Here is a 26,192-nt window from a genome sequence, read left to right as displayed (position 1 = left end):
AATTTTTAGTAAAAAATTTAAACCTGGTTAGTAGTGTGAATTATGAAACAAATTGAAGAAGGAATTCTCAGGAAATTATTTAGACCTAATGAAAATATTAATGAAATAATGGTTACAGAAAGATGGGACAATACAGACACACTTCTCGAGACACTAGAGGCTACCACGCGTGAAATTAAAATATTAACGCTGAATAATATTAATTTTACTGCCTCAGAAGTAGAAAAGTTAGTGAAAGTAATTGAAAAACATAAATACTTGGAAAAGGTGGACCTTTCTAATAATCAGCTTACAAGTGATAGTATTAAAATTCTAGCTAATGCTTTTAGGGATAATAAAAATATTAAAACTCTTTCTCTTAGTAAAAATAAAATAGGGGATAACGGATTGAAAGCTTTTGCTGATATAGCTGAGAATTCTCTTATTAAGAATATTGATTTTAGCGACAATAATATAAGTGATAAAGGGTTTGAATATTGGTTAGCGGCTCAAAAAAATGGCATTTTAAAGGAATGTAACTTCCATAATAATAAAATATATATATCCGATGAAGGGTTGCAGAAGCTGGCAACTCTCTTACCTAATGTTAACATTGAAGATTTTACTTTTACTATTGGCGTTAAGAAGATGATATTTTCGCCAAAAATTAAAAGCTTATTAATTAAGAATAAGGAAATAAGTGAAAAAAAAATTAGCCTATCTTTTTCACTTATTACAAAATTGTCCTCGGACGAATTAGATATATGGGAGGAGGTAAGCCCTAAAGTACCTCCTAAATGGGAGTTAATACCTAAAGAAAGCTCAATAACAGAGTTAGAGAGCGTACAATCAACCCCGCTTCCAACGCTTGAGAAGTGGGAGTTGAAATCGCCGGTAATATCTAAGGAAAACTTAACAATAGAGTCAGAGAGCGTACAATCAATCCCACTTTCAACGCTTGAGCCGGAACAACAACAAACTCCGATTCCGAAAGAAATCATAGTACATTTCGAACAAATACAAAAAACACCGGAACCGGAAACGATATTAAAGCCTTTACCCTCTTTCCCATTAATTCCTACGCTAAAACCCTCGGCAGGACCGGAGCAAACATCCGGAAAAGCAGCGATTGTAAAGAAAATCTTTTCTTCGTCAACAAGTACTATTAATAATTATAAAAAAACAGAGAGACCAGGAGTAAAACCTCAGGAAAATAAACCAAAGCAGGAAGTAATAGTTGAAAATAAATTCAATCAGGAAACATTATCATTGTTGGATGAGTATAATAAAAAGTTTTATTCGTTATTGAAAGAAGATAATAACAGTTTGAATAGGCAAAGTACGGAATCTAATTCTGCATTAGAGAAAACTCCTAAAGCCTTAATTATTTTAGGAAATTCAACTAATGATAAAAATATTTTAACTAATTTATTGGCTCGTAAAACTCTTGAAATAGAGAAGAGTGGAGGGAAATTAATAATGGCTCCTTCTAAGCCTTCATTTGCTCAAGATGTTGTGTCGCCTAACAAACCTGTGATCAATATAATAAAAGGGGCTGATGGTTTAATAGTTTGCGATAGTAATTATCCTAACAATAATCTTTCTAGATCAGAAGCAACTGTTAATGCCTTATATCTACAAAAAATTTTAAGAGAAGATACTAAATTTGTTTTTACCGTAGAAGATAGTAAAGATAAATTTACTAATGTGAGAGGTAGCGATTATGAAAAGGAGTTTCTAAGTCAAGTACAAAAACTTGCTATTTTACTAGAAAAAATTGAGTTAACCAAAAATAACTTTTCTTTTATTGTTACGAGTCCTCTTAGCTATAGAGAAAAGAAAGATATAATTGAGTCTATTGAGAGTATTTACAATGATTACGCCCCTAAATTAAAGAGCTGTACGGCTGAAGCGGAAAAGAATATAGTAAGGATAGAACTGAAGATTATGTCTATTCTGCGGTATTCAATTTATATTATTCCTGCTTTTTCTCATGGAGAATTAATCTTAGGGAAAGAGTTACAAACTATTTTAAGTAAATCTAACATAGCTAATAAAGATGATAAAATAACGATAAGTTCTATGAACATAGTGGAATTTTTAAGTCTGCAATCCTTCATTAAGAACGGACTACAAGAAAGCATAAATGAGATAAGTAATGCAATAAGCAAAAAGTGGCAAAATGAAAAGACCATAGTATTTAATGCGTCAAGAGGATCATATTTTAATAACATTCTAATTCCGCCTAGTATTAAAGGATTAAAGTCGCTAATAGAACTTTTTAAAAAATTATCCGATAATTCTTTGGATAAGATTGCAGATAATAATACAAAATTGTTAATATTAAATGATAAAATATATTGTGCTTTAAATAATGAACCATTAAGAAATAAAGTAAGCAATTACATAGATTATCTAAGATATTTTAAAGAAGAAAATTTAAGTAATGTAAATAGTATAAATAAGGATTACGTTTCTCCAGGCGAAGATAATTGGTTTAAAATGTTAACTGATAGAATTGCACCTGTTGGGGAAAATGTAAATGAGCAATTAGTAAAAATTTTCAAAAATAACATAAAAGCAGGTGAAGCTTCCTTTTATGCAAAATTGGGACTAGCTGTAAAAAATTTTTGTAGCTCTATAAAAAATATAAAAAAATTAGCCCCTGACACCTTAAATAGCATTTATGATTTAAAAAACATAAAATCGATTTTTGCAACGCAAGAATGGACAAAAAGTTTTATATTAATGGAGACTAAATTACTGGAAGCGTGGAAAATTTTATTTCTTAACGATAATGACAGATTAAACGATTTTATAAAATATAACATAAAAGTTTTAAATGATGTAATTATAGATCCAACCCCTGAAATATTAACTGAAATATGGCAAGGCTTCACCGGATTAGTATCGGTTACAAATATTGATAAAATCATATATGACAAGCTACTTACGGCAACAATAACACCTAATTTGGATATGAGGTTCTATAATCAACTGGAAGTGTTACTAGAATATTTTGGTAGAAAAGATAAATTAAATCTAGAATATAAGAAAAAAATGGCTGAAATTTACTGTGAAAGGGGTAGTGTAGAGCCAAATCCTCAAAAAGCAAAAAGTTTTTATGAAAAAGCTATAGAGTTTCATAAAGATAATGAACAAGCTCATAAGAAATTAGGGCAAATAGAATTCAAGAAAGGAAATTATAAGGAGGCGCTAGAGCATTATTATTATACTGATGACCTCAAAGCAGAAGAAACATCCTTTAAAAAAGTGTTAAAATGTGAAGAAGCAAAAGAACAAAATGATGAAAATTATGATAAGCATGCCCAAGTGGTGTTATGGTGTAAGCAAGCTAAATATTTTCAAAAACAACATTTACCTTTACCGAATGATGAAGTAAAAGCTTTAATACAAGCTAAAAGTATTTTAAAGGGTTTAAATTTGACTCAAGACTATTTAAGAATTACCAAAATTTGTGAGGAGATAGCTACTATACATTTAAAAACTGTAAAATACCTGGAAGAAGCGTTTAACAAGTACAAAGATGAAGCTGAAGGTTATCATAGTAAGGCAGAAGCATTCAGTAAAACTTCAGAAGGATTACACATACTTAGTGAAATAATTAATAGCTACTCATCGCCCGATAACACGCCTATAACGGGAGCAGGTAATGGATTTCCTGATAGTTAGGTAAATAATGTAGTGTGTCGTTCTTTATAGTAATTTTTAGTTATGTTGAGTGTTATTATATGAATCGAAATCCTTGTAACAAACTCCGTCATTGCAAGGGGCTGAGCTGTGCGGCAATCCAGAAATAATAACAACTTCGTCATTGCGAGCAAAGCGAAGCAATCTAGCTAACTTCATAAGATTGCCGCGTCGATGCTACGCATCTCCTCGCAATGACGGTTGAAGTATAGACGCAAGCAACTCTATTATATGAGACAATAATTTTGGATAAAATTTTATAAACATAAATATATCTTAATATATGAAAGATAAAAAGATCGAAGAAGCTGCTAAGTTGTATGAAGAAGGATTAGTTTTTTATGAATCAAAGAGTCTACGGCGTGCATATTGCCATTTTAAGGAAGCCCTTGAATTAGATCCTAACGATAAACAGATCAAAAGATACTTTCAAAGAGTTAAAGAAGATTTAGGGATGGAGGAAACAAACTCTTCAGATTTTCAATTAGTAAGAAATGAAAATTTTGCACTAACTAGTTCTGTAAAGAGTTCTTCAGATTTTGTAACACGTGCAGAGTTTGCAGGAGTAATGTACAAAGTAGCAAATAAATTTGCGGATAATGACCAAGCTATAGAGGCGATAAACCAAGCTTTAGGGGAGGTAATAAGAACAGTAGATAATCAACAAGAAATATTAGACATAATTGGAGGAACTCGAGAAGCTGCCGTAATTAAAGCTATTACGAGACTTAAAAATGAGAATCTAGAATTATACAAATATTGCCAAACATTTCATTATACTATAGTAAATTTATTTGAAGCCTATAAGATTTTAGGTACTAACATAGTAGCTGCAGAACTTAATAAATTTGAAGGAATGCAGTGTAAAGCCGTAAAGATATGGGCGTGCTATCTAGCTAATGGTGCAGAAATGGCTACTACCTTTTTTCTTCCGGCTCTTGGCCCTTTTATATGTTCAGCTCATGAATTTAGTGCTACTGTATATGAATATACGATAGGCAGAAAAGTTGAAAATCGTACAGAATGTATAAATAAAATTAGAGCAGAGAAATTTGAATTCACGAATAAAATGTATATAGAGTTAGGAGAGCTTGCTTTAGCAATAACTGACACAAACAGAGATAGAATTTTAAATCCACTTATAAAAGATAAAAAGCAACTAGCTCCTCTATCTTATCTAAAGCAAAAAATATTTGGTGTTCTTTCTTCGAATAAAGAAGAGGCACCTGTCAAATTAGCTGCTGAGGATGTCAGTCTTTTTTTAACGTATTTATTCAAGAATCATGAATCAATATTGGAAAATAAGAAGGTATTTTTTTGTAAGCAAATACAAACTATTTTAAAGAGTTCAACTAATTTATTAACAGATACATACAAAGAGGCTTTAGAAAGTTTTGAACCTATAAAATTAATAGAAAATATTATTCCTAAGAGTGATTTATTAGAAATAGAAGTTCAAACTCTACGAGGAAAATGGGCTACTGAAAAAGGCTATTTCAGTACAACACTGGGAGTAAGTGACTATTTCAAAGAAGATTATATTAAAAAAATTTGCAAAAATAATATTTTATCTTGGAAGGGTGATTTAGCAAGACTAGCAATATTGAACAAAATGTTTGAAGTTTTAGCTAATAGCCAAAATCTCGAATGTTTAATAGAAGTAAATAAACATTATCCTCATATAATTAAGGATATGCTAGTTCTTTTTCCCAAACATGAAATAGCTAAAAAATTTATTGAAAATAATCAACTGTTATTAAGTGACCAGAGTTTTAACGCTCAGCAACTACAGTTGGAAAATGGTAATGATTCTTCTAGCGATGATTCTTCTGAGGGATTCTATGTAGTTCCGCTCGCAGGCTAGAGGCGACATTATTGCGTAGATAGATTTTACTGCGTCATTGTAAGTCGGTATTATTGCGTGGATACCCCAACCGTCATGGCTCACGACTAAAAGGAGCGCGGCAACCTTATGAGAAATTAGATTGCTTCGCTTCGCTCTCAATGACGAAGTTATTATTATTTTTAGATTGCCACGGAAATAGCTAGCATCTCCTTGCAATGACGGTATTTTTTGTCCCGATTCCAATTCACGCAACAATATTGACTAGAGATACCCACAATCAGAAGGTTAAAATATGGCTCGTATTATATCATATTATGACCGCCGTTGATTGATAGAGTTTCCCCTGTGATAAACCCCGCATTTTCATCGGTTAAAAACTCTACGGCTCTGGCTATTTCTTCCGGTTCCCCAAGTCTTTTCATCGGAATTGTAGAAACTATTTTTGCTAATACGTCCTCAGGTATTAGCCCGACCATTTCCGTTCTGACATAACCCGGAGCAATACAATTAACGGTGATATTTTTAGAAACTGATTCTTTAGCTAGCGCTTTGGTAAAGCCGATAAGTGCAGCTTTGGCGGCGCAGTAATTAGTTTGCCCCACTTGACCGGCTTGAGCATTGATAGAGCTGATATTAACGATGCGACCGTAATTTTGGTTACGCATTTGCGCAATCACGCTACTCGACATATTAAAACAGGAATTAAGATTAACGTTAATAACGTCATGCCAGTCTTTTTGAGTCATTTTATGTAGCATTCCATCTTTGGTAATACCTGCATTATTAACCAAAATACTTACCGGCTTTCCGTATTCCTCTTCAATTTCTTTGATTGCTTGTTGGCATTCATCATAATCTGCCACATTCCACTGTTTAGATATTATTGCATGTTTTTCAAGCATTTCTTTAGCGGCATTATGATTACTAAAAAAATTGGCTACCACTGTAAAACCTTTATTTTTTAATGCAATAGCAGTAGCTTTGCCTATTCCTCTTGTACCGCCTGTTATTACTGCAACTCTTGACATTCTTTCTCCTTAAATTAAATTTCAGTAAATATAAATGATTCTTAACTTTTGTGTAATAATAAATATAAAATTATTTATCTTATTTGTCTTTCTTTTGTATTTTTTACGGCAGATACCGGGCTTATTGAAGGCTTAAACGGCGGTGGTGAAGACTGTATAATTTTCTTTTTTTGCACTGCTATATTTTTAATCGGAGTTGTAACTGATTCTTGAGGATGATTTTTTTCATACTCCTTATCGTGTTTTTTATCTACTCCCTTTTTATCTCTAATTTTATTTGTTTTAGCTGTTATTTCCTTTATAAGAGTGAGCAATTCTTTTCTGCTTTTTGGAATACCTGCTTTATTTTCTCCTTTTGTTCCGTAACACCCGATAGTAGCGCCGCCGGCATAAATACTACCTGCCTGCTCGGCAGCATGACCGTTGTTGAGTACGTGTTTATCTACCTCGTCTATCGGTATGTTTAATCTTTTGGTAATCGCTTGAGCTGTTTGATTATGCGTCTTAAGAGCGGTTCTATCCTTACCGCTAGCACACATGGTTAATATTTCTTCTTTAGGTATCTTACTTAAAGGTCCGTCTTTAATATTAGTTATTTTTTCTGTTAGAGCATTAAGTGCAGTTGATATTTTAAGGTTAATATTTTCCTTATCACCAAATATACGTACAGGCACATCAGCTTTTTCAACATCATTTTTTAAGTTTACTGCTTCTAATAATATTTTAGCGGTTTTCTCATCTATTTTTTGCGAGTTCCATAGCTTAGTTACTAACTCTTTTGCGTTACCTTTAGGCTTATTAAGACCCAAAATTTTACTCAATGTTCCTTGTGGTTTAAGATGAGTTTTAATGTCATCAAACTCTTGTCCTTCTAGTGTGCTAGCTATTGTACTAAGCGTGCTTTTAACACCGCTAAAATCGTTAGCATAGGACGATAATCTAAAACTATTAAAAGCAGTATTAGTAATTTTACTCTCTGTTTGAGCCATTGCTTGTTGAGTTTGCTTAACAATCTCTGGGTCATCTCCCCATCCTACAGGTCCGGAATTTAAAGTATTTGCATGAAGTCGTTTATTTCCTATGAATTCTTTAGCTTGTCTAGCATTTTGGTTGGCAATTTCTTGCCTAGAATCTTCATCATACGAAAGCGAAGCTAATGTACCTGCATGTTTAGATGTAAGTAATGGTTCAAAATTTTTACCGTCTTCATCAGCTATTGCGGTAATTTTCTCAAAAGCGTTTTTCATACCGACAATTTGCCGCAATTGGGTAGGAATAACATGGTTGCCGGCGTTTATTGTTTCAGCATATTTATTGACCAGCTTTCTTTCCCAAACTGGCATTTTTGTAAACCATTTCTTATCAGCTCTGTTTTGATATTCTTGCTTTTGCTCTTCCGTTAGTCCTTTTAATGCTACTTCTGCTTCAATTACCGTATGATTTTTACCTTGCTTATCGGTTACTTTTGAAAGTGTTACAATGTTACAATGCTCATCGTTAAAATTTTGAAAATCCTTAGCAACATTTAATTTTTTATGTGCGTCTTTAATACCGTTTTCACTTAGTAATTTGGCAACCCCGTCAATCTCATCTTGCATATTTTTGGAAATGCTAGCTTGAGATTCTTTCATATTCAGGGCATTAAAACTATTGATAAATTTTACTGCTTCTTTATTTAATTGCGACACAAGTTCAGGTTTATTTTCACCCTCTGCTATATCTATCGCTCCTCTGATAGCATTTAAATATTGCATCTCAAAGGCTTCAGTACCTAAGACACGTGATTCGTTTGGATTATTACGACCGTCACGTATCAATATAGGAGTACTGCCGTCTTTACCCTCAATTTTAGTAAGCGTTATACCGGTTTTTTCTTCTCGTAAAATTTCTAAACCTTGTAATGCTTCGCTAAAATTACCTTTTTCAATAGCTTCTTTAATTTTTTCTCTATTAGTTTCTAAAGGTTTGACATTATCAGGATTTTTTAGATATTCTTGAGTTTGTACTAAAAGAACTTCTTTATTTTTATCCGCTTGCTCTTTTAAAGACTGCGCCATAATTTAAACTCTTTTGTAAGTTTATAAATCCTTGTATTCTTAGTTTAAGATAATTATATAAAGATAATCTAATGAAAATATTTAATCTTATTAATTAAAATATATTATTTATATGAATATTGATAAATTTACTGCACATGCTAAATCAGTGATAACAAGTAGCCAATCTATTGCCGCTAAAAACGATCATCAACAAATATTACCATTACATATATTAGCTAGTCTTTTAAGTGAAGAAACTGGAGTTATCGCAAGCCTTATTAATATAACTGGCGGTAACTTGCATAACCTTAATGATAATTTACAATTAGAGCTAAATAAAGTACCAAAAATACAGATAGAAGGTGGCGGACAGATTTATTTTGCCACCGAAAGCCTGAAATGTCTGGAAAAAGCCGCGAGCCTTGCAAAAGATAATGGTGACAGCTTTATAACGATTGAGCGTATTCTTGAAGCATTAACCTATGATAACGGTGTAGCCGGCAAGCTCCTTGCGAATGCCTTAATAACTAATAAAAAAATTGCCGCTGCGATTTTACAACTTAGAAAGGGTAAAAAAGCTGATACCGAATCGGCAGAAAATAGTTATGACGCTCTTAAAAAATATGGCAGAGATGTTACTGAGCTTGCAGAAAACGGCAAATTAGACCCAATAATCGGTAGAGATGAAGAAATCAGAAGAACGGTGCAAGTATTATCACGCAGGATGAAAAATAACCCTGTGCTTATAGGTGAACCCGGTGTCGGTAAGACCGCTATCATTGAGGGGCTTGCACAAAGAATTTTTAGTAAAGACGTGCCGGAAACTTTGGTTAATTGCCGTATTATCGAGCTGGATATGGGGGCACTTATTGCTGGCGCTAAATATCGAGGTGAGTTTGAGGAACGGCTTAAAGCGGTACTTGGGGAGATTAAGGAAGCCGGCGGTGAGATTATTTTATTTATCGATGAACTACATTTGCTAATCGGTACCGGTAAAACGGATGGGGCAATGGACGCCTCTAATCTCTTAAAGCCGATGTTGGCGAGAGGTGAATTACATTGTATAGGTGCAACTACTTTAGATGAATATCGCAAATATATCGAGAAAGATGCAGCATTAGCTAGAAGATTTCAGCCTGTTTATATTAGCGAGCCGACAGTTGAGGATACTATTTCCATACTTCGAGGTATTAAAGAGAAATATGAGCTACATCATGCAGTTAGAATTTCCGATAGTGCAATAGTTGCAGCAGCTACTTTATCAAATCGTTATATTACCGATCGTCATTTGCCTGATAAAGCAATTGATTTAATTGATGAAGCTTGCAGTAGATTAAAGATTGAATTATCAAGTAAACCAGAGGAGTTAGACGAGCTTGACCGTCGTATTATTCAGATAAAAATGGAACTAGCTGCCTTAAGTAAGGAAAATGATGAGCATTCGAAAAAGAAAATTACTCATTTAACAGAAGAGCTAAATAAGCTTGAAGCAGCTTCGTATGATATGACGGCAAAATGGCAAGCGGAAAAGTCAAAAATGCAGCTTGAACAAAAATTAAAAGAGGAGTTGGAAAAAGTAAAAGGGGAGTTAGAGCGTGCCGAGAGAAGCGCAAATTTAACTAAAGCAAGCGAATTAAAATATGGCGTTATTCCGGAATTAATAAAAAAGATTAAAGAAATAGAGTTAAACGGCGGAAAAAATGTTTTAAAAGAAGTAGTATTAGAGAGCGATATAGCAAATATTATTTCCAAGATTACCGGTATTCCTATCGACACGATGTTATCTAGTGAACGTGAGCGGTTACTTGTTATGGAACAAAAGTTAAGAGAGTCGGTAATCGGACAGGATGAAGCGATAAAAGGCGTGAGTGATGCAGTTCGTAGATCACGCGCAGGGATTCAGGATATTAACCGTCCACTTGGCTCATTCTTATTTTTAGGTCCGACCGGTGTCGGTAAAACCGAATTAACTAAAGCACTTGCGTATTTTCTTTTTGATGATCGTAATGCAATTTTACGTATTGATATGTCGGAATATATGGAGAAGCATGCTATTTCAAGGTTAATCGGTGCACCTCCTGGTTATATCGGTTATGATCAGGGAGGCGTATTAACCGAAGCGGTACGTCGCCGTCCTTATCAGGTAATATTATTTGATGAAGTTGAAAAAGCTCATCCGGATATTTTTAATATCATGCTACAAATATTAGATGAGGGCAGGCTAACTGATAGCCAAGGCATCACGGTTGATTTTAAAAACACTATTATTGTTCTAACTTCTAATCTCGGTGCAGAGATATTAGTAAATCAGAAAGAGGGCGAAGATACATATAAAGTAAAAGATCAAGTTATGGAATATGTGCGAACCGTATTTAAACCAGAATTCTTAAACAGGTTAGACGAGATTATATTATTCCATCGCTTAAACCGTGATAATATTCACGATATAGTTAAAATCCAGCTAGAAAATTTAAAGAAAATTTTATTACAGCAAAATATAACGTTAGAATTCGACGAGCCAGCTTTGAATTATTTAGCCGAAAAAGGTTACGACCCGAGTTTTGGAGCAAGACCTTTAAAACGCCTCATCCAGCGAGAAATACAAAATAACTTAGCTAAGATGATTTTAGCAGGTGAAGTAACTAGCGGTATGAATGTTAAAGTAACAATACAAAATAACGAGTTAAGTATAGTGTTATGATTTTGATGTCATTCCTGCTGCTCCTTATGTCATTCCCGTGAAAACAGGAATCCAGAAAGTATTTAAGCAAATTATATAGTAAATTTTATATAATTTTTGTTTATTTTAAGTGTTTTTCTGGATTCCCGCCTGCGCGGGAATGACATTGCGTGGACTGGCATCCTTACAAAAAACCCCGTCATTGCGAGGAGAAACGCAGTTTCGACGCAGCAATACAAAGAAAATTTAAGCCACGCAACAATGCCGCGCTTTCGTGAAAATGATATACGATTTATTTCTCATCCTCTTCGTAAATTTGCTCTACTACCCCGTCAAGCCCCATTAAAAATGTATAAACTTTAAGGTTAGAAAATTTTTCATTAATTATTTTTCGCGCCTTATTTAGAATTTCTGCATGAGCAGCCGTTTCTTCTTCCTCAGTTTTTAGATACTCCTCGCCAATTAAAAGCTTATAAGCTCCACATTCACGATGATCAAGAAAAATAACCTGTTTAATATTATGTAGTTTTTGTAAAAGCTCAATAACATCTTCAATTGTTTTGCCCCAGTAAGGGTATTGATCATTAACTAAAGCAAGTGATGAACCGGGAAGTGACACCTCATCATAATCATCTAGCAAGTTTAATTTATTCATAAACTCTACAGTTTCATCTCGTAAACGAAAATCCACACAGGAAATAAGAAGCGTAGAAGCCTGATTAAGCACCTTAAGATGCTCGTTACTTACTTTTACTTTTAAAACCTTTTGATCGGAAAGAGCATTTTTATTATCGGCACAAAGATTGAAACTCGTTAACATAATTAACCTTAAAATTAAATATTTTATATATATATAGCACAAAATGCTTTTATTTAAAAATATTTACTACATGCTTTAAAATAAGAGTAACCTGTTATAATCGTTAAGAAAGCAGCAATCCATAAAAGTATTTCTCCGAATAAATCCATGTAAGCAATCCCGGAGCCTTTTGAACCTAATGTTAATATCGATAAAGCAAACATTTGCAAAAATGTTTTGACTTTTGCAAGCCGTGATACCGGCACGCTTACTTTAACTAATGCTAAAAATTCCCGCAAACCACTAACTAAAAATTCTCTAGCTAAAATTAATAAGCACGGAACTTCCCCAACCATATCTTTTTTTAATAACATTATAATAACACAGCCGACTAATATTTTATCTGCTATAGGATCAAACATTCTGCCAAAATTTGAAATTAAATTAAATTTCCTGGCTATATATCCATCAAAAAAATCAGTAATACTGGCTAAAATAAATAAAATTGCCCCAAGCTTATGAGCAAAGGGATTATCCAGATAAAAAGTCATTACGATAATCGGAATAACCGTAATTCTAGCTATCGTTAGGTAATTCGGTAAATTTTTATCAATTTTCATCAATTAATAATTTCTATTTGTCATAAAGATATGTTGTTTTTGCAAGGCTTTGGCGATGCTGTATAGATTTTTCAACGTCATTACGAGGAGCGTAGCGATGTGGCAATCTGGACAATAGTCATCCTGAATTTATTTCAGGATATTTTTACCAGAGAGGCTAAAACAAGTTCAGCATGACAAAAACTAAATTGCCGCGTCGTGGCTATCGAATCTCCTCGCAATGGACGACTAAAATTCGATCCACGAACCAAGACCTTCACGGGCAAGACCTTCACGGGAATGACATAGAATATGCTTTACTACGGCCCCAATCGTTCTTGCAATTAACTACTTATCTAACCTATTAATATAATATTGCTGAATTATAGATAAAATATTATTCCAGGACCAGTAAATTAACAGCCCCGCCGGGAAGCTGCTAAACATTACCAAGAAAATTAACGGCATAAACTTCATTACCTGAGCCTGTACCGGGTCAGCAGGTTGCGGGCTCATTCTTTGTTGCAAAAACATGGTTAGAGCCATTAAAATAGGCCAGGCTCCAATCATTAAGAAGCTAGGCGGTGAGAAGGGTATTAACCCGAATAAATTAAAAATTGTAGTAGGGTCGGGCGCCGATAAATCCTTAATCCAGCCGTAAAACGGTGCTTGCCGCATTTCTATAGTTACATATAACACTTTATATATCGAGAAAAACACCGGAATTTGTACAAGTATCGGTAGACACCCCGCTACCGGATTTACTTTTTCTTTTTTATATAACCCCATAATTTCCTGATTCAAGCGTACTTTATCCTCGCTATATAAAGCTTTTATACGATCAACTTCCGGTTGTAAATTCTTCATTTTTTTCATTGAACGATATGATTTATTAGCTAAGGTAAACATTAATAGCTTAATAATAACGGTAACAATTAATATACTAATGCCGAAATTACCGACATAACGATAGAAAAAATTCATCGCATAAAAAACAGGTTTAGTTATAATATAAAACCAACCGAAATCAATAGCTCTATCAAATAACTTAATGTTATATTGTTTTTCATATTTATCAAGCAAATCAACTTTTTTTGCTCCGGCAAAAAGCTTATGAGAAATAGTAAAATTTTGACCTGCTTTTATAATTTGTATAGGAGAGATAAAATCTACCTGAAATTTCTCCATTCCCTGGCTGGCAGCATAATTAAAGTTGGAACTATATTGACTTACTTTGTCAGGAATCAAGGAAGCAAGCCAGTATTTATCAGTAATTCCTATCCAATCTACAATACCGGGCGCAAATTTTTCACTCTTCTTATCTTTAATAGTATCGTAGGAATATTCTTCAAGATTTTCATTAATACAACCAATTGGACCTTGATGTAGTATATTGACGGCTTTTTCAGATGAAATATATTTACGGTTAATTAAACCATAAGACTGAACAGGAATATCGTTGTTGCCGTTATTAACTATAGTGTGTTCTATATTAAATAAATAGTTATCGTCCAAACTAATAGTGGCTAGAAATTTAATACCGTCCTTATTTACCCAAAATAAATTAACCTGGCTGGTCGGAGTGAGTAGATTACCGTCGCTATGCCAGACAGTTTCGCTATTCGGCAAATCCACGTCGCCCACGTTGCTTACCCAACCGGTTTCAACAAAATAGGCATTTTCTGAAGTAGCAGGCGCAAACAATACTACATCAGGACTATCTTTTGACAAATCCTGCTTATATTTACGTAAAATTAAATCATCAAACCGAAGTCCTTTTAATGAAATAGAGCCGGTAAGCAAACCGGATTCTATCTTAATACGTTTCGAAGAAGCTGCATCTTCAGTCTTAAGCTCAGGTTCTACTAACTGTATCTGCTGTTTTTTTAAATTTTCTATTTTTTTAGTATATGTTGCCTGTTGCTGAAGCTTTTTTAATCTTGGTTTTTCATAAAAATACTGCCAACCGAAAATAATGCTTAACGACAATACAACTGCCGCTACTAAATTAATTATGTTATGATTCATTCTAAAGTCTTTAGTTGTTCAATATTTATAGTTTGAGTTTTATATTATTTATATAAAATAATCAAGGGATTTACCATTAATTGCATTTGATATCACTCTCAAGAAAAAAGATAATGACATAAAATGTGCTTTAACTTATTTGCACAAAAAATTATACCTTAACCACTCTATTTATCCCTACATTTTGAAATATTGTTAAGTTAAATTCTGGTAATACAGAAATCAAATGCTCAAAAATATTGCCCTGTATATTTTCATAACCGACTGTACCGACCTCTTTAACAAAAATATATATCTCAATCGGTAAGCCGTTAATTGTCGGTGCAAGCTGCCTTACTAAAAAAGTAAAGCCTTCCTGGTATATGGCAGGGTTGGCTTTCAAATATTCGTGTATGTATAGTTTAAATACTTTAAGATTGGTCAAATCTTTATTTTCACTATTAAGATTAATATTATCAATTACATTTTTTGAGAGATAAGGCGATTTTTTTAATTCCTGTAAAATAGTAGTATCACAAAAATTAATAGTTGACATATTAATATTAAGAACTCGCTGAATCCTTCTGGCTCCCGCTTCGCTAATTCCACGGTAATTAGTTACATTAGTATTAATGATGTTATAAGTTGGAATAGTCGAGATAGACTGGTCAAAATTTCTAACGCTTACTACCGAAATAGTAATTTTTTCAACAGTTCCTTCAACATCGCCGACACGTATCCAATCACCAATATTAATTAGGCCTTGAACAGTAAGCTGTACACTGGCAAGTAAACCTAGAACAGTGTCTTTAAAGACAAAGGTTAATAAAGCTGCCGCTGCACCTAAGCTTGTTAAAAATGTACCGAGTGAAATATTTAAAAGATAGGAAATAGTTACGATGATTGCGATAGATATTACTAATATCTTTAATATCTGGAAGTATAAAGTAAAAGGCGCAGTCCTCGAAGTAGTTTTTATTTTACGTTGATAAAGATCGGTGGCAGCATCAGTAACGGCTAATAGTAACATTGTGATGGATACGCTAGTATATAATATTACTACGGTATCCTTGGCGCCTGTTAATATATGAGAGCCAAAGGAAGTCGGCTTGAAAATATTACCCCAGAATATAAAATAAATTCCAAGTAAACTATGGAGTAAATAGCGAAATATAGCATATTTTCCTAATATTTTTTCATAATCGTCGTGATGATGCTTGGCCATATAATTTCTGATAGGCGCAAAAACCAATTTTTTAATAATAAAAATTAAAGGAAGGAGAGAAAGAAACATAATAATTAACATTATAATTTCAGCACCGAGTTTATCGTATAAATCTATAAAATATTGCATATTATTACCGTTATTATTATGGTTGTATAATTGGTTAACTAGAAGTATTAATATGTTATTTCCGCCTTTGGTTAGAAATAATATATTTGTAAAATATATATCTTGACTAAAATTTTATATTTTTCAACTAAAATTTCTTTTTTTATGATTTTTCCGAATATTAACCCAATTCTTTTTTCTATAGGTCCGCTTGCTGTTTCCTGGTATTCGCTTTCTTACGTTATGGGTATTTTACTTGGATGGTGGTACGCGGGTAAAATTATAAGAAAATTTGACCTTATAATTACTAAAAAAAATTTAGATGATTTTGTTACCTTTGCCATTATCGGCATAATAATAGGGGGGCGTCTTGGTTATGTTTTGTTATATAACCCGCATAAATATTTAGCAAACCCGATTGAGATTTTAAAAACTTATGAAGGAGGAATGTCTTTCCACGGCGGTACTATCGGGCTAGTTATTGCTGCTTATTTTTTCTGCAAAAAATATAATATTAGCCTGCTAAGCCTTGCGGATATTATAGCAACTATTGCACCGATTGGGTTATTTTTCGGTAGAATAGCCAATTTTATCAACGGGGAATTATACGGTCGAGTAACTAACTCTTCTTTAGGAGTGATTTTCCCAAACAGTGATTTACAACCTCGCCATCCCAGTCAGTTATATGAAGCATTTTTTGAAGGTTTTATATTATTTCTAATTTTAGCTTATTCGGTATTTAAATATAAAACTATTAAAAAACAGGGTTTAACTTTTGGTATATATTTAGTAGTTTACTCTCTTTTTCGGATAATTATTGAGATATTCAGAGAGCCGGATATACAAATCGGCTTTATTTTTGATACGCTAACAATGGGACAAATTTTGTCATTTCCTATGCTATTGTTGGGTATATACTTAATTACACTGAAAATAACTTGCAAAACTTAAGTTTGCTGTATATACTTGTTTATACGATAAACTATTAAATAATATTATGCAGACTCAAATTCAAAAATGGGGAAATAGCTTAGGAATTAGAATTCCTAAATATTTAACTGGAAAACTACATTTAAAACAAGGTACCTTTGTTAATTTAAAAATAACTGGCAATCATTTAATTATTAGTGCTGAAATATCAGAATTAGATACATTACTAAATAATATTACTGATTCTAATCGCCATCATGCAGTATTAAATGACGATGATATTAAAGGTAATGAATTATGGTGACATATATACCTGAAAGGGGAGATGTAGTATGGCTTGATTTTGAACCACAAAAAGGCAAAGAGATTCAAAAGACACGACCAGCTGTAGTTCTCAGCCCCTACAAATATAATCTTAAAAGTGGTCTTGCCTTATTTGCCCCTATTACTAGCCAGGTTAAAGGTTATCCATTTGAAGTAAAAATAGGCTTTGAGCAGATAAACGGAGCAGTATTATGCGATCAAGTTCGATCTATGGATTGGAAAGCACGCAAAGCGAATAAATTTCTGATATTAGATAAAACGCTTATAAACGAGATACTGTCTAAATTGAAATTATTGTTAAGTTAAACACAATGTCGATCGAGTGGAGAATAAGACAGTTTATTAAAGAAAACGGTTATATTAGTTGCGATCAATTAATGCGTGAAGTACTTTCTTCAGGCCCGTCTTCTTATTATCAACATACTGATATGTTAGGTACAGATGGAGATTTTCTAACCGCTCCTGAAATTTCTCAGTTATTCGGTGAAATTATTGGTTTGTGGTGTATAAAGGAATGGCAAAAAATCGGTTGTCCTTCACGAATTAGTATTATAGAACTTGGCCCGGGTAGAGGGCTATTAATGCGTGATTTACTTCGTGTTGCAAAGTTAGTACCGGAATTTTATCAAGCCATAACAATAGAATTAATTGAAATTAACCCCAATTTTATTACAAATCAGCAAACAAATTTGCAAGATATAAATTTGCCGATTAATCATCATTTATTTGTAGAAAATATAGCAAAAACTCCTGCTATAATAATCGCTAACGAATTTTTTGATGCAATACCTATAAAGCAGTATATTAAGGTTAAAGAATTATGGTATGAGAGGGTATGTACTGTAGAGCCGCTAGATAATCAAATCAAATTTGATAAAATAGCCATTAATAAAAATTTACAGGATTATCTATTACAAACTCATGTAGAGGCAAATGACGGCGCAGTTATGGAAGAATCTTACGATTCCATAAAAATTATGCAATTTATTAGCGATCATCTAAAAAATTTAAGCGGAAGTTGTCTGGTTATAGATTACGGTTATGACATAAATCCAAATTACAGAACCAGAAATCAATATAACTCAACTATTCAGGCTATAAAAAATCATAAATATCATCCCCTTCTTGAAAATTTAGGTAAGGCCGATCTTTCGGCACATGTTGATTTTTATGCTTTAAAATCTGTAGCAAAAAATACCGGTTTACATATAATCGAAACAATATCGCAGCGAGAGTTTCTTACCCAAAACGGTATTTTATTACGTAGTAAGATATTACAGGATAAAATTGCTCCAGCTCAGGCAAAAATAATAGAGCGGCAAGTAAATAGATTAATTTCTCCAGATCAAATGGGAACATTATTTAAAATACTACAAATTAGTAGTCACGATTAAGCGTATTTTTGTGTGGATACTTTAACCGTCATTGCGAGGAGTGGCGATAGCAACAACGCGGTAATCTAATAAAAATATTATATAATGTTATTATTTTCTAGGCTCTGTGCACCTAATTGAATTATTTTAATTAGGTGCACAGAGCCTAGATTGCCACGTCTCTACGCTCCTCGCAATGACGCGCGAAGTATTTTAGATTGCTGCGCTTCCTTCGGTCGCTGACGATTTAGGTATCCATGCAGCAATAACTCCGCAAACGATGTTTAATACCATGAAAAACACCCTTTTAACTTAAAAACTAAAATTTATGATTGTACTTGGCATTGATCCAGCGCTTACTAATCTCGGGTGGGGGATAATTAGCAAAGAAGCTACAAAATTAATATATATAAATAGCGGTGTCATAAAAACTAATAGTAAGGATACTATTGATATGAGACTTGCTTTTATTACTTCTTGTTTAGAAAAAGTAATATTAGAATACAAACCAGAACTGGTAAGTTTGGAAGAAATTTTTGTTAATATGAATAAAAAAACGTCTTTAAAGCTTGGTTATGCACGAGGTGCTATTATGGCACTTATTGGTAAGCATAATATTGATTTTCATGAATTTAAACCTAATACGGTGAAAAAAACGGTAACAGGTTATGGGCATGCAGAAAAACATCAGATTTTACATATGATTAAACTCCTTTTGCCCGGTACTTCTTTAATTACTAATGCCGATGAAGCCGATGCGGTCGCGATTGCTTATACTGCACTGGTAATGAGAATTTAAAGTAAGTTTACGGAGGACAATTAATGTTATGGTCAGTACCACAATTATCTTGATTATTGAGAATAGTAAAGCTACTCTAATAAGGAAGATATTTAGTTTAATAAATGTATAATATTATGAAAAATATAAGATTGTGGTTTGTAGTTGTTAGTATATTTTTCGTTCATAGCAATGTTTTGGCTGAACAAAAATTAGTACGAATCGGCTCCGGTTCTATTTTAAAAGGTTATTACTCGATAGGACTTGATTTATGTAAAACTATTAAACTTACTAATAAAGATATTAAATGCGAGGTAGTTCCGACAAGCGGAGGAGTAGAAAATTTAAAATTACTAAAAGAAGGGAAAATAGATTTGGCCTTAGTACAGGCGAATATTGCGGTAGAAGCTTTTGAAGGGATAGGATATTATGACAAACAGGAAAAAATGCAAAATTTCCGGCAAGTGTTAAATTTATATGATGAATATTTTACTGTTATTGCTAAAGATGATGATAAAATAAAAGTCTTTGCTGATATTGAAGGTAAAAGAATATCTAATGGGCCTTCATTTTCTAGTAGCAATATTACCTATGATGCAGTACGTAAATTATACAATTTTACAAAAGAACCGATAGATGTTGATATTAATTACGAAGATTCCATTAAGAAATTTTGCAATAAGGAAATTGATGTTATAATGATGATGGTAGGACATCCTAATCCTTTGATAAGTCTTATTGCTAATAGCTGTGAAGTTGATTTTGTTGCCATTGAAAATGCTAGGATAACCGAGTTAATAAAAACTAATAGAGCTTTCCGTAAGGGAGTATTGCATAAAGAGTTATATCCCGGGATTACCGAAAATCAAAATACGGTTATCGTGCCGGCAATTTTAGTTACAAGAGAAGACATAGAATTCGAATTGCTAGATAAATTTATCGGTGCATTTCATCGAAATGTTGCAAGTTTTAAACATTCAAATTATCTGTTACAAAATTTGGATATTAAATATTTTGCTGATACTAATAATTTTGTTTTACCAAAGCACGAAGCAGTTAGAAATAGAAAATAAATTATAAAAAAATATTTATGTATAAAAATATTATTATACCGATAGATTTAGTAGATGAAAAATCTATTAAGGCAATATTACCGAAAGCATTAACTTTCGTTACTACTTTTCAGGCCAAATTACATTTTATATATGTGATTTCTGATTTTGGTATGAAGATGGTGGAAGATTATTTGCCAAAAAACTGGGTTAAGGAGCAGAAAGAAAAACATCGAAAACAGGTACAGGAACTAATAAAAAAATATGTGCCAGATGAAATTGAAGCTGATTATTATATCGGACGCGGGGCGGTTTATGACGAAATAATTCAATATTCTAGCAAGGTAGAAGCAGATTTAATAATTATCTCGGCAGTAAGACCGCAATTAAGGGATTATATGCTTGGACCTAATGCTTCCAAAATCGTTCGTCATTCTGCTATTTCTGTTTTGGTAGTAAGAGACGAGTAAATAACAGTTTATTGGTACTTTGGGCCGAATCAAAAGTGAGCGAGCAACGAAAGCCTGGATGTTAATCAATTTGTTGGATATATAAGCTAATAACTCAGGATTAGCATATCCTTATTTATTTCAAAACTTTTAAAACGCTGAAGTACCGACATACCGAGTAATGAAATATCTAACCCCCCTGCTCCTATGTGTCCCTCAACATTTTTAAATACTCTACCGATTGTTACACTATCTAATGTTATAGGAGCAGCTTTACTTTCGCCGTTGGCGGTAAGATAGACTCTATTGTAATTTAATTTTGATAAATCAAATCCTAATTTTTTAGCATCCTGCACTGTTAAAGCCACATCGCTTGCGCCGGTATCGATCATAAATTTGATTTTGATATTATTTACAAAAGCATCGATATAAAAATGTCCGTCACTACTACGGGCTATAACGATTTCACCTTGCCGGTTAACCCAGCTATACGAAGGGATTAATACCGATAATACTCGCTGACTTGCATAAGTTAATTCAAATCTAAAAGCATAACCGATTATTATTACTAAAAAAATAATTCCCCAGCCTGATAATTGCAGGAAAAATTTTCGCAGGTTATTTTGACTAAAAAAGCTATATATAAAACTAATCAATATTATTACTGATGAAAAAAATGCTACAAAATTTTGAGAATCATCAAAAAACTTCGGAAATTTTTCATCTATAAACTTATATAGAATTGAAATAGCAAATATACCAATACAGAAAATAAGAATTGATTTTATAAGGTTTTTACTTATCATAATTTTTATTTTGGTGTTATTTTAATCTTCTATGCTATTCCTGCCTTTAGCTAGGAATGATATAAAAAATACTCCCCACGTAACAATTTTCCACAAGAATAATAGTAACTACTCATTTTCCTAAATATATTGCTCATATGAAATGAAGGAGTGGTAGACGAAGATCAACTTCAAGAAGAGGAATCGGTCTATAAGTCGAGGAGCGCAGCGTATACTTATACGTGAGCACCGCAGAACTTATAAGACGACGTAGCCAATTTTTGAAGTTCATCGAGTCTCACATTAAATCGCCAATATTTTCTAAAAATAACCTAGCTCGATGCGATGCTGGTTTAGTAAAAAACTCTTTAACCGGTTGGTTAGCTAAAATTTGCCCTTGATCCATGAAAATTATCCGATCGGCTATAGATTTAGCAAATTTAAGATGATGGGTTACGACTATCATCTTTATTTGTTTTTTTAATAAAGAGATATTTTCTATAACATCTTTAATATTTTCTGGGTCTAACGCCGAAGTAGGCTCGTCAAATAAAATAATTTCGGGATTCATCATTAAAGCCCTTATGATTGCTACTCTTTGTTTTTGTCCTCCGGATAGACTAGTCGGGAAATAAGCAATTTTTTGTTTTAAACCAAATTTCCCGAGTAACTCCTCTGCTTTAATTATAGCCTCGTCTTTCGGCATTTTTAAAACATTTACCGGTGCATAAATTAAATTATCTCTAACATTTAAATGCGGAAAAAGATTAAAGTTTTGAAAAACCATTCCAACTTTTAGCCGCAATTTTCTTCTATCTTTCGGTAGTAATTTTTTATCATCAACCAATAAGTAACCGTTACTCGGTTCTTCCAAATTATTTAAAACACGCAGTAAGGTTGACTTGCCACTACCGGAAGGACCGATTATGACAGTTGTTTCTTTTTCACTAAAATCTACGGTAATGTTCTTAAGAGCATAAGCCTTACCGTAACGCTTACAAACTTTATCAAGAGCTATCATCAGCTAAACCGTAAATTTATAGCCGTCATAAAGCGGCTTAATGTTAGGGGGCAATATTTCTGTAATTTTATGATAATCAATTGTGTGGCGCATATTAGTTAATAATATTTGTTTGGGTTTATATATTGCATTCCATTCTAGAACCTTATCAAGTCCTGCATGATTTGCATTTGATGTATAATCCATACAATCAATAATCCATATGTTTATATCTTTTAAAAATTTTTCCGACTCAGGTGGAAAATCATTTACATCCGGAGAATAAACAAAATCCCCTATGCGCAAACCTAAGCTATCGATTGCTCCGTGATTCTGCTTAAAAAATTGTATTTCAATAGTCTTGATTTTAACTTTGTCAAAAAAATCAAACGGTTTAGTGGCTAAAAAATTACTAGAAAATAAATAGTCAAATCGTTCATGTAATATTGTAGCAGTAGCACGATCAGTATAAATTCCCAAAGGCTTCTTCTGAATAAAATAAAATATTCGTAAATCTTCAATACCGTTTACATGATCTGAATGATTATGCGTTAATACTGCAGCATCCAAGGTTTTTATTTTTTCTCGCACTAATTGATATTTTATATCATAACCAAAATCAACAAGGATTTGACTATGTTCATCATTAATATATATTGCCGATCTGGTTCTTTTGTTATAATTTGAATCGGACGAGCAGACGCTGCAATCGCATCCTATCATCGGTACGCCGGTAGATGCTCCGCATCCTAATATCGTTACTTGCAACATAAAATATTTAAAATAAATGTTTGAAGTTTTTTATAATATCTTTTACAATTTTGGCGGCTTAAATCAAGAAATATTTTTATTCCTTAATAAGGTTACAAATATTGGCATATTACCATATTTTTTGGAGTTTATTTCCTTTTGTTTTAATATTACAAATTTTGCCGTAATATATATTTTATACTGTATATATTTATATATTCAATTAAAGAAAATTAAAAATTTAAATGAATTGCAGAAAAATATGTTTTGGGAGAAATATAATAAATTAATAGAGATTGGGATTGTGTATGCAATTTTCGGTCTAACATTTACCGCCTTTAAATTTTCGGTTAACTTGCCAAGACCTTTCTGTAGTTTGCCTTTAGGTAGCTTTACAACAATTATAAATACTGAAACTGAGCGTTGTTTATCCAGCTTTCCTAGTAGCCATGCAGGTCTTGCGTTATTAGTTACTTACTTTGCCTGCGCTTATCTTAATTTACCGTTTAAAATAATAGCAATTTGTATTATCGGCTTAGTATCGTTAGCACGCATAAGCCTGGCTATGCATTATCCGGCTGATATAGTTTACGGGATTATTATTACGTTTATAGTAATAGTAATAGGCAAACGAGTTTTTAAAGCCTTTGAGAATAATATAATAAAGTCTATAGGAAATTTTATTACAAAATAAGTGATTTTTGTATCGTGTGTTACCCCCTAAACAATTCATAAATACGAATCTATTAATATCCCTCCTAATAAGCTAAAAATCCCTCAATTAAAAACTTTGTTAACAGTGCTATGGTGAAATTAATTGAATTACGGTAAGGGGAGGAATAAACTAAAATATCAAAATTAGAATCTAGGACGCTTATTATTAAATTATAAAGGTATCAGCAATGTCTAAAAATCAAGATTCAGCAACAGGCCCAAACGAGCCTGTTGATAAAGATAAGAGAAAACAGGAACTTGCACAGCAACTTAAAGAAGAATATCAAAAACTTAGTTACTGGCAGGCTGGTCTTACCGCTGTTGGCGTTGATACCGGTAGTGAAACATATGACAGGTTAAATAAAGAATATTTAACGCTTACTAATAATTTAGGTATAATAGACAACATTACAAGTGCGGTTACAAATACGTTTGGAGGTAGTATAACTGCCATAACAGAAGTAAAAAAATTGGTTGAGGACGTAAAAGCTTTTAAAGCCGCTAAAAAAGCCGATGATAAACCAGGCTCGACTGAATTTGCTCTCAAGACAATAAAAGGTTTGGAGCCTATAGTACAAAATCTCTCTTCTATTTTGCATTCTGGAGTGATATCTGATGCCTCAAAAGATACCATCTTACAGTATGTTTTTACTCCGTATGTTTTTACACCCCTTCTAGATAAAAAGCTTGCTAGTAAAGTAAAAGCAAAATTGCAAATTCCTGCGAAAGAAAAAATAAATATACTAGAAGGATTAAGCCCCAGATTTATTAGGGAACTTACTACCCTGGCAGTCGACTTGGCCTCTAATGGATTAGCAGGCGATTTAAATCCAAAAATACAGGAAATATATAAAAATTTAAAACAAAAAGGCCCGGGATCTCAAGCTATTATATTACAGAATGTATATGATATTATCACTGCAGACAAAGTAAATCCTCTTCTTAAGGAAAATTTAGTAAAATTTTTAAAAAATCCTGAAAATCAAAAAGAATTAGGTCAGGTTACAGAAAATATTCTAAACAACAAAGTACAAAAATTTGTTGCACCTGAACTAATCACAAATACCATAGAGCTAATTGCAAATTCCAGTGATAAATTAGTGGAAAGCGCTCCACTTGCTATAGAAGCTTTTAACAAATTTAAGGAAAATCAACTTTGGGCTAATACGAATCTAGGCACGGATGGCTTAAGCACTGCGGATAAAAAGAAGTTGCTAGAAGACAAGAAACCTGAAGTAGTAAAGTTAATAAATAATACTAAAAAAATTGTAGATAATTTGTCTCCCATGTTAAAAGAGGAGTTACCTAAATACCTCGATACTAATAAACAGCATATATTAGGTATATTAGATAATCCTATGGTAACAGAAAAAATAAAAACATCCGGTATGGAACCAGCCCTGCTACATAAAGCGGTAGATGCCTCAATACCTTTCATAAAAGATGCTTTGCCCTCTCTCACCAAGCTTGCTCACTCCAGCCTTGCTGACAGTGATAAAGTCGCTGATATAATACAAAAAGCTCAGCTAATTAAATCACTTCCCAAAGAAGAAAAATCAAAAGAAGTGAAAGGATTAGTTAGTTCAATAATACAACTACAGAATGATAACCCGGAAATAAAGCAGGTTATTCAACAGGAACTACCCGATCTCCTAACAAAACATGCAGAAGCTTTAGGGCCTGTAGTAGACGAGTTTCTAAAGAAAACTGCAATAGGGCAAAAATTGAAATTAGATGGGGAAAAGCTCATTAAAATAGCAGCTAGCCATACCCCTGATTTAATTAACATTACCGATAAATTTAGTAAGGGCAAATATATTTCCATGATAGGATCGGTATTAAAGTTATCAACAGATCCAAAAGTTTTAGGAGTAATTGCAGAAAGCATCATTAATTTAGGAAAATCTAAATTTAGAGGAGATAAAGAAGTACCTAAGGAGCCGATAGGAAAGCATACAAGTAGGGTATTAGAAGAAAAAAAGGCTGCAAATAAACAAACTGGTCGTTATAGCTAGG

At 32.9% G+C, this 26,192-nt stretch carries 21 protein-coding genes; 12 read left to right on the top strand and 9 right to left on the bottom strand.

The window, feature by feature from the left end:
• Positions 1–42: 42 nt before the first annotated feature.
• On the top strand, positions 43–3,672 hold the full coding sequence (locus tag OTR29_RS00105) for a hypothetical protein (RefSeq protein ID WP_422228642.1): 3,630 nt from the start codon (positions 43–45) through the stop codon (positions 3,670–3,672).
• 301 nt (positions 3,673–3,973) lie between these two features.
• Complete coding sequence (locus OTR29_RS00100) at positions 3,974–5,554, top strand: hypothetical protein (RefSeq protein ID WP_422228641.1); 1,581 nt, start codon at positions 3,974–3,976, stop codon at positions 5,552–5,554.
• Between the two features lie 284 nt (positions 5,555–5,838).
• Here the strand turns inward: OTR29_RS00100 and OTR29_RS00095 are convergent, their stop codons facing one another.
• Both OTR29_RS00095 and OTR29_RS00090 read right to left on the bottom strand, forming a co-directional pair.
• Entirely contained in the window at positions 5,839–6,564 is a 726-nt protein-coding gene (locus OTR29_RS00095; protein WP_422228640.1) for an SDR family oxidoreductase, read from the bottom strand.
• A gap of 74 nt (positions 6,565–6,638) precedes the next feature.
• Positions 6,639–8,621, bottom strand: a complete 1,983-nt coding sequence (locus tag OTR29_RS00090) for a hypothetical protein (RefSeq protein WP_422228639.1) — start codon at positions 8,619–8,621, stop codon at positions 6,639–6,641.
• Positions 8,622–8,733: 112 nt separating this feature from the next.
• On the opposite strand from OTR29_RS00090, the gene clpB reads away from it, so the two are divergent.
• The gene (clpB, locus tag OTR29_RS00085) at positions 8,734–11,304 is read left to right on the top strand and encodes an ATP-dependent chaperone ClpB (protein ID WP_422228638.1); all 2,571 of its coding nucleotides are present in this window, start codon (positions 8,734–8,736) and stop codon (positions 11,302–11,304) included.
• Between the two features lie 271 nt (positions 11,305–11,575).
• On the opposite strand, the gene OTR29_RS00080 is transcribed toward clpB, so the two are convergent.
• The 4 genes from OTR29_RS00080 to OTR29_RS00065 form a co-directional block, all read right to left on the bottom strand.
• Positions 11,576–12,103 (bottom strand): carbonic anhydrase, encoded by a 528-nt coding sequence (locus OTR29_RS00080; RefSeq protein WP_422228637.1) that lies wholly within the window; start codon positions 12,101–12,103, stop codon positions 11,576–11,578.
• Between the two features lie 53 nt (positions 12,104–12,156).
• Entirely contained in the window at positions 12,157–12,702 is a 546-nt protein-coding gene (gene pgsA, locus OTR29_RS00075) for a CDP-diacylglycerol--glycerol-3-phosphate 3-phosphatidyltransferase (protein ID WP_422228636.1), read from the bottom strand.
• A 327-nt stretch (positions 12,703–13,029) separates the two neighbouring features.
• A complete protein-coding gene (gene yidC / locus OTR29_RS00070; RefSeq protein ID WP_422228635.1) occupies positions 13,030–14,709 on the bottom strand; it encodes a membrane protein insertase YidC in 1,680 nt (559 codons plus the stop codon).
• 151 nt (positions 14,710–14,860) lie between these two features.
• Positions 14,861–16,042, bottom strand: coding sequence for a mechanosensitive ion channel family protein (locus OTR29_RS00065; protein ID WP_422228634.1), 1,182 nt, complete (start codon positions 16,040–16,042; stop codon positions 14,861–14,863).
• Between the two features lie 144 nt (positions 16,043–16,186).
• On the opposite strand from OTR29_RS00065, the gene lgt reads away from it, so the two are divergent.
• The 7 genes from lgt (at position 16,187) to OTR29_RS00030 (ending at position 20,948) form a co-directional block, all read left to right on the top strand.
• Complete coding sequence (gene lgt, locus OTR29_RS00060) at positions 16,187–16,972, top strand: prolipoprotein diacylglyceryl transferase (protein ID WP_422229047.1); 786 nt, start codon at positions 16,187–16,189, stop codon at positions 16,970–16,972.
• A 46-nt stretch (positions 16,973–17,018) separates the two neighbouring features.
• Positions 17,019–17,255: an AbrB/MazE/SpoVT family DNA-binding domain-containing protein gene (locus OTR29_RS00055; RefSeq protein WP_422228633.1), complete on the top strand. Its 237-nt coding sequence runs from the start codon at positions 17,019–17,021 to the stop codon at positions 17,253–17,255.
• Complete coding sequence (mazF, locus tag OTR29_RS00050; RefSeq protein WP_422228632.1) at positions 17,249–17,581, top strand: endoribonuclease MazF; 333 nt, start codon at positions 17,249–17,251, stop codon at positions 17,579–17,581. Before OTR29_RS00055 ends, mazF begins: the two co-directional genes overlap by 7 nt.
• A gap of 5 nt (positions 17,582–17,586) precedes the next feature.
• Positions 17,587–18,669, top strand: a complete 1,083-nt coding sequence (locus OTR29_RS00045; RefSeq protein ID WP_422228631.1) for a class I SAM-dependent methyltransferase — start codon at positions 17,587–17,589, stop codon at positions 18,667–18,669.
• Positions 18,670–18,976: 307 nt separating this feature from the next.
• The gene (gene ruvC, locus OTR29_RS00040; RefSeq protein WP_422228630.1) at positions 18,977–19,447 is read left to right on the top strand and encodes a crossover junction endodeoxyribonuclease RuvC; all 471 of its coding nucleotides are present in this window, start codon (positions 18,977–18,979) and stop codon (positions 19,445–19,447) included.
• Between the two features lie 116 nt (positions 19,448–19,563).
• On the top strand, positions 19,564–20,499 hold the full coding sequence (locus tag OTR29_RS00035; protein WP_422228629.1) for a TAXI family TRAP transporter solute-binding subunit: 936 nt from the start codon (positions 19,564–19,566) through the stop codon (positions 20,497–20,499).
• Positions 20,500–20,516: 17 nt separating this feature from the next.
• Positions 20,517–20,948, top strand: coding sequence for a universal stress protein (locus tag OTR29_RS00030; protein WP_422228628.1), 432 nt, complete (start codon positions 20,517–20,519; stop codon positions 20,946–20,948).
• Between the two features lie 86 nt (positions 20,949–21,034).
• Here the strand turns inward: OTR29_RS00030 and OTR29_RS00025 are convergent, their stop codons facing one another.
• From OTR29_RS00025 to OTR29_RS00015, 3 genes are all read right to left on the bottom strand, one after another.
• Positions 21,035–21,730, bottom strand: a complete 696-nt coding sequence (locus tag OTR29_RS00025; RefSeq protein ID WP_422229046.1) for a TIGR02281 family clan AA aspartic protease — start codon at positions 21,728–21,730, stop codon at positions 21,035–21,037.
• Between the two features lie 280 nt (positions 21,731–22,010).
• Positions 22,011–22,733, bottom strand: coding sequence for an amino acid ABC transporter ATP-binding protein (locus tag OTR29_RS00020; protein ID WP_422228627.1), 723 nt, complete (start codon positions 22,731–22,733; stop codon positions 22,011–22,013).
• Between the two features lie 3 nt (positions 22,734–22,736).
• Positions 22,737–23,483 carry an MBL fold metallo-hydrolase gene (locus OTR29_RS00015; protein ID WP_422228626.1) on the bottom strand — a complete coding sequence of 249 codons (747 nt, stop codon included), beginning with the start codon at positions 23,481–23,483 and terminating at the stop codon, positions 22,737–22,739.
• A gap of 16 nt (positions 23,484–23,499) precedes the next feature.
• Between OTR29_RS00015 and OTR29_RS00010 the strand changes: the two genes are divergently transcribed.
• Both OTR29_RS00010 and OTR29_RS00005 read left to right on the top strand, forming a co-directional pair.
• Complete coding sequence (locus OTR29_RS00010; protein ID WP_422228625.1) at positions 23,500–24,156, top strand: phosphatase PAP2 family protein; 657 nt, start codon at positions 23,500–23,502, stop codon at positions 24,154–24,156.
• A 208-nt stretch (positions 24,157–24,364) separates the two neighbouring features.
• Positions 24,365–26,191: a hypothetical protein gene (locus OTR29_RS00005; RefSeq protein WP_422228624.1), complete on the top strand. Its 1,827-nt coding sequence runs from the start codon at positions 24,365–24,367 to the stop codon at positions 26,189–26,191.
• Position 26,192: the final 1 nt, after the last annotated feature.

The organism is Rickettsia endosymbiont of Halotydeus destructor (assembly GCF_049278075.1).
GTDB lineage: Bacteria > Pseudomonadota > Alphaproteobacteria > Rickettsiales > Rickettsiaceae > Rickettsia.
This window is presented reverse-complemented; position numbering and strand designations above follow the sequence as displayed.

Bases quoted from the DNA above. Each gene is read 5' to 3' on its own strand.
- OTR29_RS00105 (WP_422228642.1), top strand. From the start codon at position 43: ATGAAACAAATTGAAGAAGGAATTCTCAGGAAATTATTTAGACCTAAT.
- OTR29_RS00100 (WP_422228641.1), top strand. From the start codon at position 3,974: ATGAAAGATAAAAAGATCGAAGAAGCTGCTAAGTTGTATGAAGAAGGA.
- OTR29_RS00095 (WP_422228640.1), bottom strand. From the start codon at position 6,564: ATGTCAAGAGTTGCAGTAATAACAGGCGGTACAAGAGGAATAGGCAAA.
- OTR29_RS00090 (WP_422228639.1), bottom strand. From the start codon at position 8,621: ATGGCGCAGTCTTTAAAAGAGCAAGCGGATAAAAATAAAGAAGTTCTT.
- clpB (WP_422228638.1), top strand. From the start codon at position 8,734: ATGAATATTGATAAATTTACTGCACATGCTAAATCAGTGATAACAAGT.
- OTR29_RS00080 (WP_422228637.1), bottom strand. From the start codon at position 12,103: ATGTTAACGAGTTTCAATCTTTGTGCCGATAATAAAAATGCTCTTTCC.
- pgsA (WP_422228636.1), bottom strand. From the start codon at position 12,702: ATGAAAATTGATAAAAATTTACCGAATTACCTAACGATAGCTAGAATT.
- yidC (WP_422228635.1), bottom strand. From the start codon at position 14,709: ATGAATCATAACATAATTAATTTAGTAGCGGCAGTTGTATTGTCGTTA.
- OTR29_RS00065 (WP_422228634.1), bottom strand. From the start codon at position 16,042: ATGCAATATTTTATAGATTTATACGATAAACTCGGTGCTGAAATTATA.
- lgt (WP_422229047.1), top strand. From the start codon at position 16,187: ATGATTTTTCCGAATATTAACCCAATTCTTTTTTCTATAGGTCCGCTT.
- OTR29_RS00055 (WP_422228633.1), top strand. From the start codon at position 17,019: ATGCAGACTCAAATTCAAAAATGGGGAAATAGCTTAGGAATTAGAATT.
- mazF (WP_422228632.1), top strand. From the start codon at position 17,249: ATGGTGACATATATACCTGAAAGGGGAGATGTAGTATGGCTTGATTTT.
- OTR29_RS00045 (WP_422228631.1), top strand. From the start codon at position 17,587: ATGTCGATCGAGTGGAGAATAAGACAGTTTATTAAAGAAAACGGTTAT.
- ruvC (WP_422228630.1), top strand. From the start codon at position 18,977: ATGATTGTACTTGGCATTGATCCAGCGCTTACTAATCTCGGGTGGGGG.
- OTR29_RS00035 (WP_422228629.1), top strand. From the start codon at position 19,564: ATGAAAAATATAAGATTGTGGTTTGTAGTTGTTAGTATATTTTTCGTT.
- OTR29_RS00030 (WP_422228628.1), top strand. From the start codon at position 20,517: ATGTATAAAAATATTATTATACCGATAGATTTAGTAGATGAAAAATCT.
- OTR29_RS00020 (WP_422228627.1), bottom strand. From the start codon at position 22,733: ATGATAGCTCTTGATAAAGTTTGTAAGCGTTACGGTAAGGCTTATGCT.
- OTR29_RS00015 (WP_422228626.1), bottom strand. From the start codon at position 23,483: ATGTTGCAAGTAACGATATTAGGATGCGGAGCATCTACCGGCGTACCG.
- OTR29_RS00010 (WP_422228625.1), top strand. From the start codon at position 23,500: ATGTTTGAAGTTTTTTATAATATCTTTTACAATTTTGGCGGCTTAAAT.
- OTR29_RS00005 (WP_422228624.1), top strand. From the start codon at position 24,365: ATGTCTAAAAATCAAGATTCAGCAACAGGCCCAAACGAGCCTGTTGAT.